Raw genomic sequence first — 19321 nt, 5'->3', positions numbered from 1 at the left:
ATGGCTGTTCATCGCGTTACGCGCATCCTTCCGTATGAGCCCGAGCAACTGGCGAACCTGGTCGCGGACGTGGCGTCCTATCCAGCATTCGTGCCCTGGATCACCTCCATGCGCGTCTGGAACAAGCGGGATGAGGCGCTGGGCGTCCGTCTGCTGGACGCCGAAGCCGGCGTGGGCTTCGCCTTCCTGGCCGAACGGTTCTCGACCTGGGTCCGCCATGACATCCATGCGCCCAAGGTGGAGGTCGGCCTGATCCGCGGGCCGTTCAAGCACCTGAAGAACCGCTGGGAGTTCCATCCTCATCCCGAAGGGACGCGGCTGGAGTTCTTCATCGACTTCGCCTTCAAGTCGCGCATGCTGGACATGATGCTGCAGGCGAATTTCGACCGGGCGGTCGACAAGCTGATCCAGTGTTTCGAGGGCCGCGCCAGGGCCCTGTACGGCAAGAGGTAGGACCATGGCCGCGCCTTTCGACTTCGATGCGACGGTCGTGGGGGCGGGGGCTGTGGGGCTGGCTTGCGGGCGGGCGCTGGCGAAACGCGGCCTGTCAGTGCTGGTGCTCGAGAAGGAAGCCCACATCGGCCAGGGCGTGTCCTCGCGCAACTCCGAGGTCATCCACGGCGGGCTCTATTATCCGACCGGGTCGCTGAAGGCGAAGTTCTGCGTCGAGGGGCGGCGCGCGCTCTATGACTTCCTGAGCAGCCACAAGATCGACCACTGGAAGTGCGGCAAGCTGGTCGTGGCGACCGAGGAGGCCGAGGCTGCCCGCATCGAGACCATCTTCGAGCAGGCGACGACCAACGGCGTCGAGGGGCTGGAACACCTGACCGGCGCCCAGGCGCGGGCCTTGGAGCCCGAGTTGAACGCCCACGCCGCCATCCTGTCGCCCGAGAGCGGGGTCTTCGCCAGCCACGACTACATGCTGGCCCTGCAGGGCGAGATCGAGGACGCAGGCGGCTCGGTCGTGGTCTCCACGCCGTTCGAGCGGGCCGAGTCCCTACCGGGCGGCGGGTTCCGCATCACGGCGGGCGGCCCAGATTCGGGAGAGGGCGGGGCAGTGCTGACGACCCGGCTTCTGGTCACCGCGCCCGGCCTGTCGGCCCAGAGCGTGGCCGCGGCCATCGACGGTTATCCCGCCGCCGACATCCCGGCGCGGCATCTGGGCAAGGGCGTCTATTTCCGTCTGACGGGGCCGGCGCCCTTCAATCGGCTGATCTACCCCCCGCCCATTCCCGGCGCCCTGGGCACCCATTATCGCAAGGATCTGGGCGGGCAGGGGGTGTTCGGGCCGGACCTGGCCTATGTCGAGACCGAGGACTATTCGGTCGATCCGGCCAAGGCCGACGAGTTCGCCCACTACATCCGCCGCTTCTGGCCGGGGGTGGCGGTCGAGCGGCTGACGCCCGACTACGCCGGGATCCGACCCAAGCTGCACGGGCCGGGCGAGGCCCAGCCGGACTTCCAACTTCATGGACGCGAATGTCACGGCATCGACGGCCTGATGACTTTGTTCGGGATCGAAAGCCCCGGCCTGACCAGTTCGCTAGCGATCGGGGAGGCCGTGGCTGAGGTGCTGACCAAGGCATGAGCATGACGGAACGGGCGAAGATGCTGGCCGGGCTGAACTACGATCCGGGCGACGCCGAACTGGTCGCGGGTCGGGCACGGGCGGTCGGCCTGACCATGCGAATCAATCAGGAGCCGGATCGCGAAAAACGCAGCGCCCTGGTCAATGAGCTAGTGCATGCGTCTGATGGTCGGGCGGTGATCATGCCGGGTTTCTTCTGCGACTACGGCGATAACATCCGCTTTGGCGCACGGGCCTTCGTCAACGCCAACAGCGTCTTTCTGGACTGCGCCGAGATCGTCATCGGCGACGACTTCCAGTGCGGCCCAGGCGTGCAGCTTTTGACGCCCGAACACCCGCTGGACGCGGCTGAGCGGCGTTCGGGCGTGGAAAGCGCCCGTCCCATCCGCATCGGAAATGACGTCTGGATCGGCGGCGGGGCCGTGATTCTGGCCGGCGTGACCGTCGGCGACCGGGTCGTGATCGGCGCCGGATCGGTCGTGACCAAGGATATTCCGTCCGATGTCGTGGTCGTCGGCAACCCGGCTCGCGTGGTGAAGGCCCTGCCGCGCGAGGCCTAGTCGAAGGCCGTCAGCGGGATCGAAACCAGGCTGAACGGCAGAACCGGGTCGCCCGAGCCGCGTCGGTTCAACTGGCTGTTGGCCACGATCAGCGGTCGCCCCGGACAGCGATGGTGGCCGGCCACGCCAGTTCGGCCGGCTTGATGCGTTTCGCTTCGACGGCCGAAGCCAGGTCGGCCGACAGGTCCAGAGCCACGACCTCACCCGCCGACTGACGCACAAGGAACAGTCGCTGGTCGATCAGCGCCAGGCCGTCGCCGCCATCCAGAACCGAATCACCCGTGTCGATCGCGACCACCTCGCGGGTGAGGGTGTCGATGCGGAACAGCCGCCCGGTCCTCATCAGGACCACGATCAGGTAGCGGCCGTCCGGCGTGGCGACGATGCCGTTCAGATTGGGGGCCTCGCCGTATTCCAGCGCCGTCCCCTCGAACGACAGCCAGGGCTCCAGAGCGGTGTCGGCGACCGAATCACGCGCGACGCGCCACAGCACCGGACGCAGGGTGTCGGTGAAGTAGGCGGCGTCCTGCGTCAGGGCCACGTCGTTGATTAGCCAGGGGCCTTCGGGCGTGGTGAAGCGCGCCAGCCGCGCGCCAGTGGCGATGTCAACGACGTGCATCGAACCGGTCCGCGCCCCGGCCACCCATAGGCGGCCCTGTCCGTCGGCCTTGAGGCCCAGCGCCACGGAGACAGGCCTCGCGGGCCGAGAATCGGCCAGATCGAGCGGGTCGCCGATGCGGGTCACGACGCCTGTATCGGGATCGATCCGGAAGATCACGCCTGTGTCGGCGCTGTTGGTATAGACGGCGCCGGTCGCCGGATCGACCGTGACGCCCTCCGGATAGGCAGCGTCGTCGGGGAGGGGCAGGACAGTCGGGCCCGACTGCGCGAACGTCGGCGTAGAGGCGAGCATCGTGCCCAAGGCCAGGCTCGCGACCAGGGTCGTCGTCCAAAGTTTGCGCATTCCGCCCTCCCGTGACATCGGTATCAGGACACTGCCGCAAGCGGCTTTGGACCGCCAGCCTGGCGTGTCGGGTCGATTGTCACGGCACGGCTTGAAATCGGTTGCGGCTTCATGCATAAGCCCGCCCTCGCGTGGCGGCTCTTATCGGGGGGCCGCCGCTGTTGTTTTCGCGTCTTCACGGCGCACCGACTTAGAGATTGAGACGGACATGGCCGTTCCGAAGCGCAAAGTATCCCCCTCGCGTCGCAATATGCGTCGTGCACACGACGCCCTGGGCGCCAACTCCTACGTCGAAGACAAGGACACGGGCGAGCTGAAGCGTCCCCACCACATCGACCTGAAGACCGGCACCTATCGCGGCCGTCAGGTCATTACGCCGAAGGAAGACTAGTCTTCTATAAGGCCTCGGCTTCGGCCGGACGATGAATTCAACGGCGCGCGATGTATCGCGCGCCGTTTTCGTGCGTAGTCTGCGTCGAACCTGACCAGGAGATGCTCGCATGACCCGCTTCGCCGCCCTCGGCTCTGTCGCTGTCCTCGCCCTGGCGGGGTGCAAGGGGCCAGTTGAACCCGCGCCCGCTGCGCCGGAAGCGCCCGCTGCGGTCGTCACGACCGAGGGCCCTGTAGCGGATCATCTGACGGCCGAGGGTTTCGGCGCCATTCGCGTCGGCCAGACCATCGCCGAAGTCGAGCGGGCTTATGGCGCGCCGGACAAGCCCATCGCCGATCCCAACGGCTGCAATGTCTTCCATCCCGCCCGCGCGCCCGAAGGCGTCTGGGTTATGACGGAAGAGGGCAAGGTCAGCCGGGTGACGCTGCGCGATGGCGCATCGGCCGTGACCGACCATGCCCTGGGCCTGGGCGCGCCCGCCGCCGCAGTGAAGCAGGCCTATGGCGCCGCCGCCCAGCTCTCGCCCCACAAGTACGAATCGGCGCCGTCGGAATACGTCACCGTCTGGAGCGGCGGGCCCAGAAGCGAGCCCTATGTCACCGACACGGCCGCGCGCGGCGTTCGCTATGATGTCGGCGTAGACGGCAAGGTGAAGGCCATCCACGGCGGCGGCCCGTCGATCCAGTTGGTCGAAAGCTGCGGTTAGCTTCGGCGCGGTTGGCGATTCGGCGGCGGCTGGTCTAAACCGGGGGCTGAACTTCTCCTCCTGACAGAGCGCCTTCCTCATGACCGACATCGCCGACATCGTCGCCCGCCAGATTCTCGACAGCCGGGGCAATCCGACGGTCGAAGTGGACGTCACCCTGGAAGACGGCAGCTTTGGCCGCGCCGCCGTGCCGTCGGGCGCCTCGACCGGCGCGCACGAAGCGGTCGAGCTGCGTGACGGCGACATGGACATGTGGGGCGGCAAGGGCGTCCAGAAGGCGGTTGACGCCGTCAATGGCGAGATCTTTGACGCCCTGTCCGGCATGGACGCCGAAGACCAGCGCCGCCTGGACGAGGCCCTGATCGAACTGGATGGCACGGACAACAAGGCCCGCCTCGGCGCCAACGCCATCCTCGGCGTGTCGCTGGCTGCGGCCAAGGCCAGCGCCATCAGCTCGAACCTGCCGCTGCATCGCTACATCGGCGGCGTCTCGGCCCGCATCCTGCCGACCCCGATGATGAACATCATCAACGGCGGCGCCCACGCCGACAATCCGATCGACATCCAGGAGTTCATGATCCTGCCGACCGGCGCCGACAGCTTCTCGGACGCCCTGCGCATGGGCGCTGAAATCTTCCACGCCCTGAAGAAGGCGCTGAAAGACGCGGGCCACAACACCAACGTCGGCGACGAGGGCGGCTTCGCGCCCAACCTGGCCTCGGCCGAAGAAGCCCTGGCCTTCATCACCAAGGCGGGCCAGTCGGCCGGCTATCTGGCGGGCGAGGACTTCCACCTGGGCCTCGACGTCGCCTCGACCGAGTTCTTCAAGAACGGCAAGTACAACCTGACGGGCGAGGGCAAGAGCTTCGACGCCGACGGCATGGTCGGCTACCTGGCCGATCTGGTCGAGCGCTTCCCCATCGTCTCGATCGAGGACGGCTGCGCCGAGGACGACTTCGACGGCTGGAAGCTGCTGACGGACCGTCTGGGCGACCGCGTTCAGCTGGTCGGCGATGACTTGTTCGTGACCAACCCGCGCCGCCTGGCGGCCGGCATCGGCGAAGGCCTGGCCAACTCCATCCTGATCAAGGTCAACCAGATCGGCACCCTGTCCGAGACCCTGGACGCCGTCGATATGGCGCACCGCGCCGGCTACACCTCGGTGATGAGCCACCGCTCGGGCGAGACCGAGGACTCGACCATCGCCGACCTGGCCGTCGCCACCAACTGCGGTCAGATCAAGACCGGCTCGCTGGCCCGCTCGGACCGTACGGCCAAGTACAATCAACTGCTGCGCATCGAAGAGATGCTGGGCGACCAGGCCGCCTATTTCGGCGACGGCATGCTGCTGAAGTAAGCCTTCTCACAATGAAGTGCGCGACGCCGCCTCCGGACCTCGGGGGCGGCGTTCGCAATTGCGGCCAAGCTACGGTTCGTTAGGCATTTTCGCTCAGGATCAGGAAACCGTGTTTGCGCTCAGAAGGAGCGTCAGTCGTGCCCGAGCAGATGAAGCCCTACCTGCCGTCCGTCTTCCTGTTGTTCTTGATCGTCTATCTGGGCGTTCAGGCCCTGACCGGGCAGCGCGGCCTGCTGAGCGGCGGCGAGCGCGACGCGCTTCTGGCCAGGCGCGAGGCGCAGTTGGCCCACCTGACGGAGCAACGCCGCGACCTGGAAGTCCGCGTGCGCTACCTGCGGACCGAGAGCCTGTCGAAGGACCTGCTGGAAGAGCGGGCGCGGGCGGTGCTCGGCTTCGCCGATCCTCGCGACTACGTGGTTCGCCTTAACGCCCCGGCCGCACGCAACCCTGGCGCGATCCGCGCCTCCTGAACTATTGTTACAGCCAGGCTGGCGCGCTTTGCGTTTCGGGAACGAAGGCTGCTAAAGCCCCTTCCGTAACGATAAGAAGCCCTGAAACCGGGGCACAGCCGGGAGATGCCGGATGGCGAAAGCCGCCGCTCAGAAATCATCGTCCAATTCGGGCGACATGAAGATTCCGAACGCGCCCCAGGCTTCGAAGGAAGACCTGCTGCGCTTCTATCGCGAGATGGTCCTCATCCGCCGCTTCGAGGAGCGCGCGGGCCAGCTTTACGGCATGGGCCTGATCGGCGGCTTCTGCCACCTGTACATCGGCCAGGAAGCCGTGGCGGTGGGCGTTCAGGAGAGCGTCAGGCAGGGCCACGACAAGATCATCACGGGCTACCGTGACCACGGCCATATGCTGGCCGCGGGCATGGATCCCAACGCCGTCATGGCCGAGCTGACCGGCCGCATCGGCGGCTCGTCCAAGGGCAAGGGCGGCTCGATGCATATGTTCGATGTGCCGACCGGCTTCTACGGCGGTCACGGCATCGTCGGCGCCCAGGTGGCGCTGGGCACCGGTCTGGCTTTCGCCGGCAAGTACCGCGGCGATGACTCGGTCGCCTTCGTCTATTTCGGCGACGGCGCCTCGAACCAGGGTCAGGTCTACGAGAGCTTCAACATGGCCCAGCTGTGGAAGCTGCCGGCCATCTACATCATCGAGAACAACCAGTACGCCATGGGCACGAGCATCGAGCGCTCGTCGTCCACGACCGAACTCTACATGCGCGGCGCCAGCTTCGGCATCCCAGGCGAGCAGGTCGACGGCATGGACGTGCTGGCGGTCCGCGACGCCACGGCCCGCGCCGTGAAGCGCGCCCGTGAAGGCGGCGGCCCCTACATCCTGGAAGTGAAGACCTACCGCTATCGCGGCCACTCCATGTCGGACCCGGCCAAGTACCGCACCAAGGAAGAGGTCGACGAGGTCAAAAAGACCCGCGACCCGATCGATCACCTGAAGGTGCTGCTCGCCGCCGCCAAGGCGACTGAGGAAGAGCTGAAGGCCATCGACAACGAGGTGAAAGCCATCGTCGCCGAAGCCGTGCAGTTCGCACAGGAAAGCCCTGAGCCGGATCCGTCCGAGCTCTATACTGACGTCTACGTGGAGGCCTGATCCGTGACCGACATTCTGATGCCGGCGCTGTCCCCCACGATGGAAGAGGGCACGCTGACCAAGTGGCACATCAAGGCAGGCGACACCGTGTCGGCCGGCCAGGTGATCGCCGAGATCGAAACCGACAAGGCGACGATGGAAGTCGAAGCCGTCGATGAAGGCGAAGTGCTGGAAATCCTGGTGCCGGAAGGCTCCGAGAACGTGAAGGTCAACACACTGATCGCACGTCTGGCCGGCGAAGACAGCGCGCCTGCGCCCGCGCCCAAGGCTGAAGCGGCGCCTCAGGCTGCTCCGGTCGCCGCTGCTCCGGCTGCGCCCAAGGTTGAACTGCGCGACCCGGAAATCCCGGCCGACGCCAAGCTGGTCAAGACGACCGTGCGCGACGCCCTGCGCGACGCCATGGCCGAGGAAATGCGTCGTGACGACCGCGTCTTCCTGATCGGCGAGGAAGTCGCCCAGTATCAGGGCGCCTACAAGGTCAGCCGCGACCTGCTGCAGGAATTCGGCGCCCAGCGCGTGATCGACACCCCGATCACCGAGCACGGCTTCGCCGGTCTCGGCGTCGGCGCCGCCATGGCGGGCCTGAAGCCGATCGTCGAGTTCATGACGTTCAACTTCGCCATGCAGGCGATCGACCACATCATCAACTCGGCGGCCAAGACCCTGTATATGTCGGGCGGTCAGATCCGCGCCGACATCGTCTTCCGCGGCCCGAACGGCGCCGCCAGCCGCGTCGGCGCCCAGCACAGCCAGGACTATTCGGCCTGGTACGCCCAGATCCCCGGCCTGAAGGTCATCGCGCCTTACGACGCGGCTGACGCCAAGGGTCTGCTGAAAGCCGCCATCCGCGATCCGAACCCTGTCGTCTTCCTCGAACACGAAATGCTGTACGGCACCGAGTTCGACGTGCCGGAAGGCGACGACTACGTCCTGCCGATCGGCAAGGCCAAGGTCCGTCGCGAAGGCAAGGACGTCACCATCACGGCCCACGCCCGCATGGTCGGCTTCGCCCTCCAGGCCGCTGAGAAGCTGGCCGAGGAAGGCATCGAGGCCGAGGTCATCGACCTGCGCACCCTGCGTCCGCTGGATCATGAAACCATCGTCGAAAGCGTCAAGAAGACCAGCCGTCTGGTCTCGGCCGAAGAAGGCTGGGGTCCGATGGGCGTCGGCGCCGAGGTCGTGGCCCGCGTGATCGAACACGCCTTCGACTACCTGGACGCCCCGCCGCTGCGCGTGCACCAGGAAGACGTGCCGCTGCCCTACGCCGCCAACCTGGAAGTGCTGTCGCTGCCGGGCGTGGACAAGATCGTGGCCGCCGTGAAGCAGGTGATGGCGTGAGCGAGGCGTCCGAGTTCCAACTGACGACGCCGGACAGCGTCGCCGCCGACCCGCAGGCCATCGAGGTGCTGCGGATGTGGTGGTCGAAGAACGAGCCGGTCATGTCGGTGAAGCCGGCCTTCAAAGACCCGATCCAGTTCGGCCAGATGCTGGCCTATGCCGCGCGTCACATGGCGCATGGCTACGCCGTGCGTCACGGTCACAATGAGCGCGAAGCCTACAATCGCATCCTTCAGGGCCTTTCCGAGGTCGTGAAGGCCGACAATGTGCAGACCGTGGCCGAGCCTGCGGTCAAAGCGAAGGGGAACGCCTGATGGACGCCGCCGCTCTGGAACAACGTTCCCTGCCGATCCCCGAGGGCCTGAACGCTCCCGAGGATCAGATCATCGAGCTGGCCCGCGTCTGGTGGAACGGGACCGGTCCGATCATGAACATCCGCCCGGCTCTGGCTGAGCCGGGCAATATCGGCGTCGTCCTGGCGGAACTGGCCTGGCACTATTCCCACGCCTACGCCGAACATCACGGTTTCGACCAGGCCGAGGCGTTCAAGGCCATCCGCGACAGCTGGGACAAGGCCCACGCCCAGGCCGCAGCGACCGCCAAGACGGAGCCCGCCCAATGACCGACATCCTGATGCCGGCCCTGTCGCCGACGATGGAAGAGGGCGTTCTGGCCAAGTGGCACGTCAAGGTCGGGGACGTCGTCTCCGCCGGCGACGTCATCGCCGAGATCGAGACCGACAAGGCCACGATGGAAGTCGAGGCCGTCGACGAGGGCGAAGTCACCGACATCCTGGTCGCCGAAGGCACCGAGGGCGTGAAGGTCAACACCCCGATCGCCCGCCTGAAGGAAGAGGGCGGCGCTGCTGCGCCCAAGCCCGCCGCCAAGGCTGAAGAGGCTCCCAAGGCCGCAGCCGCTCCGGCCGAAGCGCCGAAGGTTGCTGCCCCGACGGCTCCGGCGGCGCCGAAGTCGGCCAGCGGCGAACGCATCTTCGCCTCGCCCCTGGCTCGCCGCATCGCCGCCCAGAACGGCGTCGATCTGAAGTCGATCAAGGGCACCGGCCCGCACGGCCGCATCGTCAAGCGCGACGTGGAGGGGGCTCCGAAGGGAGCCGCTCAACCGGCGGCCGCGACGACGACCGCCGCGACCACGGGCATCGCCCCGCGTCAGGCTCTGTCGCTGGCCCAGATGGGCATCCCGGACGGCAGCTACGACCTGATCCCGCTGGACGGGATGAAGAAGGCCGTGGCGCGTCGCATGGTCGACAGCATCCAGAACGTCCCGCACTTCCCGCTGTTCATCGACTGCGAGATCGACCAGCTGATGGCTGTTCGCGCCAAGGTGAACAAGATGCTGGAGCCGCAGGGCATCAAGGTCTCGGTCAACGACTTCGTCATCAAGGCCGCGGCCATGGCGCTGAAGATGGTGCCGGAGGCGAACGCCTCCTACACCCCCGAAGGCATCGCCATGCACCACAACGCCGACGTCTCGATGGCGGTGGCGATCGACGGCGGCCTGATCACCCCGATCATCAAAAAGGCCGAGACCAAGGGCCTGGCGCAGATCGCGACCGAGTCCAAGGATCTGGCCAAGCGCGCCCGCGAACGCAAGCTGAAGCCGGAAGAGTTCCAGGGCGGCACCTTCTCGGTGTCCAACCTGGGCATGTTCGGCATCAAGCAGTTCACCTCGATCATCAACGAGCCGCAGGGCTGCATCATGAGCGTGGGCGCCGGCGAGCAGCGTCCGGTCGTCAAGGACGGCCAGATCGTGCCGGCCACGGTCATGACCGTGACCCTGACCTGCGATCACCGCGTGGTCGATGGCGCGACGGGCGCCCGCTTCCTGCAGGCGTTCAAGCCGCTGATCGAAGATCCCGTGGCGATGCTGGCCTAGTCACATGATCCCGAAAAGTGTCAGCGGTTTTCGGATGAGATCATGTGCTGAAAAAGTGGGAGGAGAGGGGTCATGACCTCGGTCTATGACTTCTCCGCCCGGGCCATTGACGGCACGGACGTGGCGCTGGACCGCTATCGCGGTCAGGCGCTGCTGATCGTCAATACGGCGTCCAAATGCGGCTTCACCGGTCAGTATGACGGGCTGGAGAAGCTGCACCGCGACTTCGCCGACGCGCCCTTTGAGGTCCTGGGCTTTCCCTGCAACCAGTTCGGCCAGCAGGAGCCGGGCAGGGCGGCGGAAATCGCCGCCTTCTGCGCCACCAGCTTCGACGTGACCTTCCCCCTGTTCGACAAGGTGGAGGTCAACGGGCCGAACCGACACCCGCTCTACGCCTGGCTGACCAAGCAGAAGCGCGGCTTCCTCGGCTCCCAGGCCATCAAGTGGAACTTCACCAAGTTCCTGACCGACCGCGAAGGCCGCGTCGTCGCGCGCTATTCGCCCCAGACTGAACCCGCGGCCATCAAGGCCGACATCGAGAAGTTGATCTGACCATGGCTGCTGAATTCGATCTCGTCGTCATCGGTTCGGGCCCCGGCGGTTACGTCGCGGCGATCCGCGCTAGCCAGCTGGGCCTGAAGGTCGCCATCGTCGAGCGCGAGAACCTGGGCGGTATCTGCCTGAACTGGGGCTGCATCCCGACCAAGGCCCTGTTGAAGTCGGGCGAAAAGTTCGAGAGCCTGAGCCACCTCAAGGAATACGGCCTGTCCGCCTCGGGCGCGTCCTTTGACTTCGACGCCATCATCCAGCGCTCGCGCGGGGTCGCGGCGACGATGAACAAGGGCATCGGCTTCCTGATGAAGAAGAACAAGATCGAGGTGATCGAAGGCTCGGCCACGCTCGAGAAGGGCGCTGTCGCGCCCAAGGTCGTCGTCGCCCTCAAGGCCGGCGGCACGCGCGCCATCGAAGCCAAGACCGTCATGCTCGCCGTCGGCGCCCGCGCCCGCGCCCTGCCGCAGATCGGCCTGGAAGCGGACGGCGACAAGATCTGGGCCTATCGCGACGCCCTGGCCCCCAAGAAACTGCCCAAGACCTTCGTCGTCATCGGCTCAGGCGCCATCGGCATCGAATTCGCCAGCTTCTATCGCGCCCTGGGCGCCGAGGTGACGGTGGTGGAAGCCGTCGACCGCATCATGCCGGTCGAGGACGAAGAGGTCTCCAAGGCCGCCCAGAAGTCCTTCGAGAAGCGCGGCATCAAGTTCAAGGTCGGCGCCAAGGTGACCAAGGTCTCCAAGGATTCCAAGGGCGTGAAGGTCGCTGTTGAAGTCAACGGCAAGGCCGAAACGCTGGAGGCCGAGGTCTGCATCTCGGCCGTCGGCATCACCGCCAACACCGACGGCATCGGTCTGGAGGCGCTGGGCGTCGAACTGGACCGCGGCCACATCAAGACCGACAGCCACTGCCAGACCAACGTCAAGGGCCTCTACGCCATCGGCGACTGCGCCGGCGCGCCCTGGCTGGCGCACAAGGCCAGCCACGAAGGCATCCACGCCGCCGAGCACATCGCGGCCTACAAGACGCCGAACGTCCATTCACCCATCGCCGGCTGCACCTATGCCCAGCCGCAGGTCGCCTCGGTCGGGATCACCGAGCAGGGCGCACGCGCCGAGAAGCGCGAGGTCAAGATCGGCCGCTTCCCGTTCCGCGTGAACGGCAAAGCCGTGGCGGCCGGCGAGATCGACGGTTTCGTCAAGGTCATCTTCGACGCCAAGACCGGCGCCCTGATCGGCGCCCACATGATCGGCCACGAAGTGACCGAGATGATCCAGGGCTACGTCACCGCCATCACCATGGAAGCGACCGAGGAAGACATCCACGGCATCGTCTACCCGCACCCGACCATGTCCGAGGCCATGCACGAGGCCGCTCTGGACGCCTATGGACGCGTCATCCACATCTGATGTGGTTGTTAGAATTTCTGAACTGTGGCTAAGAGAACGACCCTCCTGGTCCACGGTTCGGAAGTTCCATGATCGTCGCCTCTGACGCCCTCGGCCTGATCGGCAACACGCCCCTGGTGCGGCTCAAGCGCGCGTCGGAGCTGACCGGCTGCGAGATCCTCGGCAAGGCCGAGTTCATGAACGTCGGCGGTTCGATCAAGGACCGGGCGGCGCTCAGCATCATCAGGAAGGCCCGCGCGTCCGGCGCCTTGAAGCCCGGCGGCGTCATCGTCGAAGGCACGGCGGGCAACACCGGCATCGGCCTGGCCCTGGTCGGGGCGGCGCTGGGCCACCCCGTCGTCATCGTCATGCCGCGCAGCCAGACGGACGAGAAGAAGCGCGCGGTGCGTCTGCACGGCGCCCGTCTGATCGAGGTCGATCCCGCGCCCTTCGCCAGCCCCAACCATTTCGTCGCCTATTCCCGCCGTCTGGCCGAGGAACTGAACGGGAACGAGCCGAACGGGGCCTTTTACGCCGATCAGTTTGACAACCTGGCCAATCGCGAAGCCCATTATGAAGGCACCGCGCCCGAAATCTGGAAGCAGACGGACGGCCAGATCGACGGCTTCATCTGCGCCGTCGGATCGGGCGGGACGCTGGCCGGATGCGCCGCCTATCTGCGCGAACAGAAGCCGGGCATCGCCATCGGTCTGGCCGATGTGCCGGGGGCCGCGCTCTACAGCTGGTTCACCGAGGGGGTGCTGAAGGGCGAGGGCTCGTCGATCACCGAGGGCATCGGCGTCAACCGCATCACCGGCAATCTGGACGGGCTGGCGGTCGATCACCCTTACCGCATCGAGGACGCCGAATTCCTGCCCATCCTGTTCGATCTGGTGAAACACGAGGGCCTGTCGCTGGGGCCGTCCAGCGGGGTGAACATCGCCGGGGCCATCCGCATGGCCCGCGACCTGGGGCCGGGCAAGACCATCGTCACCGTCCTGTGCGACGCCGGTCAGCGCTATTCCAGCAAGGTCTATGACCCCGCCTTCCTGACCGCGCGCGGCCTGCCGACGCCGGAGTGGCTGCCCCGATGAGCCGCAAGAAGGACGCAGCCGTCGAAAGCCGCATCCCCCCGCTGAACGCCCTGAAGGCGTTCGAGGCCGCGGCGCGCCGTCTGAACATCACCCGCGCCGCCGAGGAGCTGTCGGTCACGCCCGGCGCGATCAGCCAGCAGATCCGTATTCTGGAGGAGCACGCGGGCGCGCCGCTGTTCCATCGCGAGGGGCGCCAGATCGCCCTGACCGACCTGGGCGCCGAGCTCTATCCCTTGCTGCACGACGGCTTCGACTATCTGAAACGGGCAGGGGACCTGCTGTATCGCCCGGACCGTCGCCACGCCCTGGCGGTCAGCGTGCCGCCGTCCTTCGCCGCCAAGTGGCTGGCCCCGCGCATCGCCCGGTTCGCAGCGGCCCATCCCGAGGTCGAGGTGTGGATGTCGGCGGACATGCGGTTGGCCGATGTCGGCGGCGGACGGGTGGATGTGGCCGTCCGCTATGGCCGCGGCGACTATTCCGGCGTGCGCTCCGAGCGCCTGCTGTCGGCCGACGTGACCCCGGTGTGCAGCCCGGCCCTGTTGGTCGGACCCAGGGCGCTGAAGCGTCCGACTGATCTGGCGAAGCATGTCCTGATCCATTTGCGCGCCGGTGAACTGGAAGAGCCTCGACCGGACTGGGCGACCTGGCTGAAGGCGAGGGGCGTGGACCAGGTCGACGCCACGGCCGGACCGCGCTTCGACCAGACGGCGCTGGCCATCGAGGCCGCCGCCCACGGTCAGGGCGTGGCCCTGGCGCCCTACGCCTTTGTGGCCGAGGACCTGGCGTCGGGACGTCTGGTCTCGCCCTTCGCTGACGGGGCTCTTTCGACCGAGATGGCTTATCATGTCCTGACCCGCCGCAGCGGCGTGTCCGAACCCGCTCGCGCCTTCGTCCGCTGGATGAAGGCCGAGGTCCAGGCGGCGGAACAGCGCGTGGACGACCTCTGATCGGTTTGCCGCTTTTCTGTCTGATTTGTAACTTGATGAACGGGTGTTGAATCCGTCAGCGTAAAGCACCTTTTACACGCGGGGGCGCTTCATGCTGACCATCAACAATCTGGTCCACGTCTACGGCAACGGGACGCGGGCTCTGGACGACGTCAGCCTGACAATCCCGACCGGGATGTTCGGCCTGCTGGGCCCCAACGGGGCAGGCAAGTCTACGCTGATGCGGACGATCGCCACCCTGCAGAGCCCGACCTCGGGCGAGATCCGCTTCGGCGACATCGACGTGATCCGCCAGCCGGAGCAGTTGCGCCGCACCCTGGGCTATCTGCCCCAGGACTTCGGCGTCTATCCCCGCGTTTCGGCCTACGACATGCTGGACCACATGGCGGTGCTGAAGGGCATAGCTGACGGCAAGGAACGCAAGCAGACGGTCGAGGCCCTGCTGAACCAGGTCAATCTGTGGAGCGTCCGGCGCAAGGCCCTGGCCGGTTTCTCGGGCGGGATGCGCCAGCGTTTCGGCATCGCCCAGGCCCTGATCGGCAACCCGCGCCTCATCATCGTCGATGAGCCCACCGCCGGGCTGGACCCGGAGGAGCGCAACCGCTTCCTCAACCTGCTGGCCGAGATCGGCGAGAACGTGGTGGTCATCCTGTCGACCCACATCGTCGAGGACGTGGCCGACCTGTGCCCGCGCATGGCGGTGCTGGCGGGCGGCAAGATCCAGTTGGAGGGCGCGCCGCTGGAGTTGATGAAGCAGATGGCCGGTCGCGTCTGGAAGAAGGCCATCGCCAAGGAGGCGCTGCCGGAACACCGCGCCCGCTACGAGGTCATCTCGACGCGCCTGTTCGCGGGTCAGACCGTGATCCACGTCCTGGCCGACGCCAAACCGGGAGAGGGCTTCGAGCTGGCCTCGGGCGGTCTGGAAGACGTCTATTTCTCGACCCTGGCCGCCTCGCGCCGCCCGGCCCTCGCTCAAGCCGCCTGAGGCCCGCATCATGTTCGGGAAAGTCGCGGCCTTCGAGTTCCGCTATCAGCTTCGCCAGCCCGCCTTCTGGGTCATTTCCATCCTCTTCTTCCTGCTGAGTTTCGGCTCGGTCGCCAGCCCGAACGTCAGCGTCGGGTCGGGCGGCAACATCTTCAAGAACGCGCCGTTCGCCATTGCTCAGGCCCACCTGATCTTCAATCTGTTCTTCATGCTGGCGACGACGGCCATCGTCGCCAACGTCGTGGTGCGTGACGCCACGACCGGCTTCGGCCCGATGATCCAGGCCAGCCGATTGTCGAAGTTCGACTATCTGTACGGGCGCTTCCTCGGCGCCTTCGCCGTGGTGGCCCTGGCCTTCCTGAGCGTGGCGCTCGGCATCCTGATCGGCACGCTGATGCCGTGGGTGGACAAGGAAACGGTCGGGCCTTTCCGCCCGCTGGACTACCTCTATGGCTTCGTCGTCATGGGCCTGCCGGGGCTGCTGTTCAGCTCGGCGGTCTTCTTCACCCTGGCGACCGTGACCCGTTCGATGATGGCGACCTATGTCGGCGTCGTCGGGGTCTTCATCTTCTACATGACGACGACCTCGGTGTTCGGCTCCAAGCCTGAGCTGGAGACCTTGGTGGCCTGGCTGGAGCCCTTCGGCGCCGGCGCCTATGGCCTGGCGACCAAGTACTGGACGGCGGCTGAGCGGAACACGATCAACGCGCCGCTGACCGGCGTCCTGCTGGGCAACAAGCTGCTGTGGCTGGGCGTCAGCCTGGCCTTCCTGGCCGCCGCCTATCCTCTGTATCGCCCGTCGCCGCGCGGATCGAAGCTGCGCAAGCAGGAGAAGCTGAAGGCGATGGCCGAGGCCGCTCCCGACGCCCGCGCACCCGTCGCGCCTTTGGCCTCGCCCACCTACGGCTTCAAGGCCGGCTGGACGCAGCTGGTCTCGCGCACCGCCTTCGAGATGAAGGCCGTGTTCCTGAGCCCGGCCTATTTCGTCATGCTGGCCCTGGGCTTCGCCTTCGGCATCGCCGTCCTGCTGTTTGCGGGCGAGTTCTACGGCGCGCCGGTCCTGCCGGTGACGCGCGTGGTGATCGAGACGCTGGGCGGCTCGTTCGGTCTGATCACCATGATCATCGCCATCTACTATTCGGGCGAGCTGGTCTGGCGCGATCGCGAGCGGCGCACGCATGAGATCATCGACTCGACCGCGACGCCGGACTGGACCTTCCTGCTGCCCAAGACCCTGGCCCTGATCCTGGTGCTGGTCTCGACGCTGGCGGCGGCTTCGCTGGCCGGGATGATCGTGCAGACGATCAAGGGCTATACGAACTACGAGATCGGCAAATACCTGTTCTGGTATGTCGTGCCCCAGTCGATCAGCTTCGCGCTGATGGCGGTCCTGGCCATCTTTGTGCAGTCGCTGTCGCCGAACAAGTTCGTCGGCTGGGCCATCATGGTGGTCTATCTGATCTCGACCATCGTCCTGACCAACCTGGGTTTCGACCACATCCTCTACCGCTATGGTTCGGGGACGGGGATGCCGCTGTCGGACATGAACGGCCTGGGCAAGTTCGCGGGCTACGCCGGCTGGATGCAGGCCTACTGGTCGGCCTTCGCCATCGTATTGCTGGTCATCGCCTATGGCCTGTGGCGTCGGGGGGCGGAGACGCGGTTCCTGCCGCGACTGCAGCGTCTGCCGCGTCGCCTGATGGGACCGGCGGGCGCGATCGGCGGCGTCGCCCTGACCGCCTTTGTCGCGCTTGGCGTCTTCACCTTCATCAACACCAACGTCTGGAACGAGTACCGCAGCCGCGATCAACGCGAGCAACTGATGGCGGACTATGAAAAGACCCTGCTGAAGTACGCGAAGACGCCTCAGCCCTCGATCACCGACGTCAAGCTGGACCTGGACCTCTATCCGCACCAGCCGCGTCTGACGACCAAGGGGACCTATGTCATCCAGAACCAGACGGGCGCGCCTCTCAGCGAGGTGCACCTGCGCTGGAACGACGACCTGAAGATCGCCAAGCTGGACGTCCAGGGCGCGACAGTGGCCCAGGCGTGGCCCACGTTCGAGTACCGCATCTATCGCTTCGCGACCCCGATGCAGCCGGGCGAGAAGCGCACCATCGCCTTTGAAACGGTGCTGGAACAGCGCGGCTTCAAGAACAGCGGCGACACCACGCGGATCGTCGACAACGGCACCTTCGTCAACAACGGCGAGTTCGGCCTGACCATCGGCATGGGCCGCGACGGCCTGCTGTCCGATCGCTCCAAGCGCCGCAAGCATGGTCTGCCGGCCGAACTGCGCATGGCCAAGTTGGAGGACGTCAGCGCGCAGAACCACAACTACATCGGTTCCGGCTGGGTCAACGCCGACATCACCGTGACCACGGTGGCCGATCAGACGCCGATCGCGCCGGGCTACAAGGTGTCGGATGTGACCAGGGACGGCCGCCGCACGGCCCGCTTCGTCACCGAGGCCCCGGTGCTGAACTTCTTCTCGGTGCAGTCCGCTGACTATCAGGTGGCCAAGGAGCAGCACGGCCCCATCGAGCTGGCGGTCTATTACCACAAGGGCCACGAGCGGAACGTCGAACGGATGCTGAACGGCATGAAGTCGGCGCTGGACTACTACGGCACGGCGTTCAGCCCGTATCAGTTCCGTCAGGCCCGGATCATCGAGTTCCCGGCCTACGCCAGCTTCGCCCAGGCCTTCGCCAACACCATGCCCTACTCGGAGGGGCTCGGCTTCATCGCCGACCTGACGGACGAGGAGAAGATCGACTACGTCACCTATGTCACCGCCCATGAGGTCGGCCATCAGTGGTGGGCGCACCAGGTGATCGGATCGGACCAACAGGGCTCGACCCTGCTGTCGGAATCCCTGGCGCAATACTCGGCGCTGATGGTGATGGAGAAGCTGTACGGACCCGACAAGATCCGTCGCTTCCTCAAGTACGAACTGGACCGCTACCTGCGTTCGCGCGGCATGGAACGGCTGGAGGAGATGCCGCTGCTGCGGATCGAGAACCAGCAATACATCCACTATCAGAAGGGCGGCCTGGTCATGTACCTGCTGCGCGATCAGATCGGCGAGGAGGCGGTGAACCGCGCCCTGCGTCGGGTGCTGGCGCAATACGCCTTCAAGCCTGCGCCCTATCCGCGCTCGCTGGATCTGCTGGCCGCCATCCGCGCCGAGGCGCCGGCTGACAAGCAGGCCCTGATCACCGACCTGTTCGAGAAGATCACCCTGTATGACGTGAAGACCAAGTCGGTCACGGCGACCCGCCGCGCCGACGGCAAGTGGGACGTCGCCCTGACGGTCGAGGCCCGCAAACTCTACGCCGACGGCAAGGGCGAGGAGACCGAGTCTCCGTTGAACGAGACCTTCGACGTCGGCCTGTTCTCGGCCGAGCCGGGCAAGGGGGCGTTCGACCAGAAGTCGGTCATGCTGATGGAGCGCCGTCCCTTGCGCAGCGGAATCCAGGTCTTCCGCTTCGTCACGGACAAGAAGCCGGCCTATGCGGGGATCGACCCCTACAACCGGTGGATCGACCGCAACTCGGACGACAACGTGAAGCCCGTCAGCTGATCCTCAGCGACTGGTGTTGATTTGGGGGAGGGCGTCGTCGCTCTCCCCCTTTTTCATGTCTGCGGACACGAGGACGGCAAGAGCGCGGACCAGGTCGCACGCAAAGACGCAGCGGCCAGGGCGCGCTGTTCGTTTCAGATTTTCAGGATTGAGAAGGCGGTGTGCGCCATTCTCTTCAGCGAAGAGAATGGCGCGAGTGACGGGGCTCGAACCCGCGACCTCCGGCGTGACAGGCCGGCACTCTAACCAACTGAGCTACACCCGCGTTCCCCTCCGCGAGGAGGAGAAGGGCCGATTAAGGGCGACTCACGATTGGGTCAAGCGCAATGTGCGAAGCGGCTGAAAAAAGCTGCGAATT

General features: G+C 66.1%; 19 protein-coding genes and 1 tRNA gene. 18 read left to right on the top strand and 2 right to left on the bottom strand.

Annotation, left to right across the window (positions count from 1 at the left end; all coding sequences use genetic code 11):
- The 3 genes from ACREEF_RS04900 to ACREEF_RS04890 are packed head-to-tail and all read left to right on the top strand — an operon-like array spanning nucleotide 1 to nucleotide 2148.
- The gene (locus tag ACREEF_RS04900) at nucleotides 1-453 is read left to right on the top strand and encodes a type II toxin-antitoxin system RatA family toxin (protein ID WP_431564489.1); all 453 of its coding nucleotides are present in this window, start codon (nucleotides 1-3) and stop codon (nucleotides 451-453) included.
- A gap of 4 nt (nucleotides 454-457) precedes the next feature.
- Nucleotides 458-1588: an NAD(P)/FAD-dependent oxidoreductase gene (locus ACREEF_RS04895; RefSeq protein ID WP_431564488.1), complete on the top strand. Its 1131-nt coding sequence runs from the start codon at nucleotides 458-460 to the stop codon at nucleotides 1586-1588.
- A complete protein-coding gene (locus ACREEF_RS04890) occupies nucleotides 1585-2148 on the top strand; it encodes a sugar O-acetyltransferase (RefSeq protein ID WP_431564487.1) in 564 nt (187 codons plus the stop codon). The genes ACREEF_RS04895 and ACREEF_RS04890 overlap by 4 nt, the downstream gene beginning before the upstream one ends.
- Before the next feature lie 88 nt (nucleotides 2149-2236).
- On the opposite strand, the gene ACREEF_RS04885 is transcribed toward ACREEF_RS04890, so the two are convergent.
- Nucleotides 2237-3112, bottom strand: coding sequence for a hypothetical protein (locus ACREEF_RS04885; RefSeq protein ID WP_431564486.1), 876 nt, complete (start codon nucleotides 3110-3112; stop codon nucleotides 2237-2239).
- A 208-nt stretch (nucleotides 3113-3320) separates the two neighbouring features.
- Here ACREEF_RS04885 and rpmF point away from each other — a divergent pair, with 208 nt between their 5' ends.
- The 15 genes from rpmF (at nucleotide 3321) to ACREEF_RS04810 (ending at nucleotide 18963) form a co-directional block, all read left to right on the top strand.
- The gene (gene rpmF, locus ACREEF_RS04880; RefSeq protein ID WP_114816620.1) at nucleotides 3321-3503 is read left to right on the top strand and encodes a 50S ribosomal protein L32; all 183 of its coding nucleotides are present in this window, start codon (nucleotides 3321-3323) and stop codon (nucleotides 3501-3503) included.
- 109 nt (nucleotides 3504-3612) lie between these two features.
- Nucleotides 3613-4209, top strand: coding sequence for a hypothetical protein (locus ACREEF_RS04875; protein ID WP_431564485.1), 597 nt, complete (start codon nucleotides 3613-3615; stop codon nucleotides 4207-4209).
- Nucleotides 4210-4288: 79 nt separating this feature from the next.
- The gene (eno, locus tag ACREEF_RS04870; RefSeq protein WP_431564484.1) at nucleotides 4289-5566 is read left to right on the top strand and encodes a phosphopyruvate hydratase; all 1278 of its coding nucleotides are present in this window, start codon (nucleotides 4289-4291) and stop codon (nucleotides 5564-5566) included.
- Between the two features lie 149 nt (nucleotides 5567-5715).
- Nucleotides 5716-6036 (top strand): FtsB family cell division protein, encoded by a 321-nt coding sequence (locus ACREEF_RS04865; protein ID WP_431564510.1) that lies wholly within the window; start codon nucleotides 5716-5718, stop codon nucleotides 6034-6036.
- Nucleotides 6037-6193: 157 nt separating this feature from the next.
- On the top strand, nucleotides 6194-7180 hold the full coding sequence (gene pdhA / locus ACREEF_RS04860) for a pyruvate dehydrogenase (acetyl-transferring) E1 component subunit alpha (RefSeq protein ID WP_431564509.1): 987 nt from the start codon (nucleotides 6194-6196) through the stop codon (nucleotides 7178-7180).
- A gap of 3 nt (nucleotides 7181-7183) precedes the next feature.
- Nucleotides 7184-8518: a pyruvate dehydrogenase complex E1 component subunit beta gene (locus ACREEF_RS04855; protein WP_431564483.1), complete on the top strand. Its 1335-nt coding sequence runs from the start codon at nucleotides 7184-7186 to the stop codon at nucleotides 8516-8518.
- Nucleotides 8515-8832: a DUF5076 domain-containing protein gene (locus ACREEF_RS04850; protein WP_431564482.1), complete on the top strand. Its 318-nt coding sequence runs from the start codon at nucleotides 8515-8517 to the stop codon at nucleotides 8830-8832. Before ACREEF_RS04855 ends, ACREEF_RS04850 begins: the two co-directional genes overlap by 4 nt.
- A complete protein-coding gene (locus tag ACREEF_RS04845) occupies nucleotides 8832-9140 on the top strand; it encodes a DUF5076 domain-containing protein (RefSeq protein WP_431564481.1) in 309 nt (102 codons plus the stop codon). The genes ACREEF_RS04850 and ACREEF_RS04845 overlap by 1 nt, the downstream gene beginning before the upstream one ends.
- Nucleotides 9137-10411, top strand: a complete 1275-nt coding sequence (locus ACREEF_RS04840; RefSeq protein WP_431564480.1) for a pyruvate dehydrogenase complex dihydrolipoamide acetyltransferase — start codon at nucleotides 9137-9139, stop codon at nucleotides 10409-10411. Before ACREEF_RS04845 ends, ACREEF_RS04840 begins: the two co-directional genes overlap by 4 nt.
- A gap of 72 nt (nucleotides 10412-10483) precedes the next feature.
- The gene (locus ACREEF_RS04835) at nucleotides 10484-10963 is read left to right on the top strand and encodes a glutathione peroxidase (protein WP_431564479.1); all 480 of its coding nucleotides are present in this window, start codon (nucleotides 10484-10486) and stop codon (nucleotides 10961-10963) included.
- Nucleotides 10964-10965: 2 nt separating this feature from the next.
- On the top strand, nucleotides 10966-12372 hold the full coding sequence (gene lpdA, locus ACREEF_RS04830; RefSeq protein ID WP_431564478.1) for a dihydrolipoyl dehydrogenase: 1407 nt from the start codon (nucleotides 10966-10968) through the stop codon (nucleotides 12370-12372).
- A gap of 68 nt (nucleotides 12373-12440) precedes the next feature.
- The gene (locus ACREEF_RS04825; RefSeq protein ID WP_431564477.1) at nucleotides 12441-13445 is read left to right on the top strand and encodes a cysteine synthase A; all 1005 of its coding nucleotides are present in this window, start codon (nucleotides 12441-12443) and stop codon (nucleotides 13443-13445) included.
- A complete protein-coding gene (gene gcvA, locus ACREEF_RS04820; protein ID WP_431564476.1) occupies nucleotides 13442-14392 on the top strand; it encodes a transcriptional regulator GcvA in 951 nt (316 codons plus the stop codon). The genes ACREEF_RS04825 and gcvA overlap by 4 nt, the downstream gene beginning before the upstream one ends.
- A 91-nt stretch (nucleotides 14393-14483) precedes the next feature.
- Nucleotides 14484-15377: an ABC transporter ATP-binding protein gene (locus tag ACREEF_RS04815; protein ID WP_431564475.1), complete on the top strand. Its 894-nt coding sequence runs from the start codon at nucleotides 14484-14486 to the stop codon at nucleotides 15375-15377.
- 10 nt (nucleotides 15378-15387) lie between these two features.
- Entirely contained in the window at nucleotides 15388-18963 is a 3576-nt protein-coding gene (locus tag ACREEF_RS04810; protein WP_431564474.1) for a M1 family aminopeptidase, read from the top strand.
- A 188-nt stretch (nucleotides 18964-19151) separates the two neighbouring features.
- Here ACREEF_RS04810 and ACREEF_RS04805 read toward each other — a convergent pair.
- Nucleotides 19152-19228: transfer RNA gene (locus ACREEF_RS04805), tRNA-Asp, on the bottom strand.
- Nucleotides 19229-19321: the final 93 nt, after the last annotated feature.

It is taken from the genome of Brevundimonas sp. (assembly GCF_050729455.1).
In the GTDB taxonomy this organism is placed as follows: Bacteria; Pseudomonadota; Alphaproteobacteria; order Caulobacterales; family Caulobacteraceae; genus Brevundimonas.
Note: the sequence above shows the minus strand (reverse complement) of the source record. Positions and strands in the feature narration are given on the sequence as shown.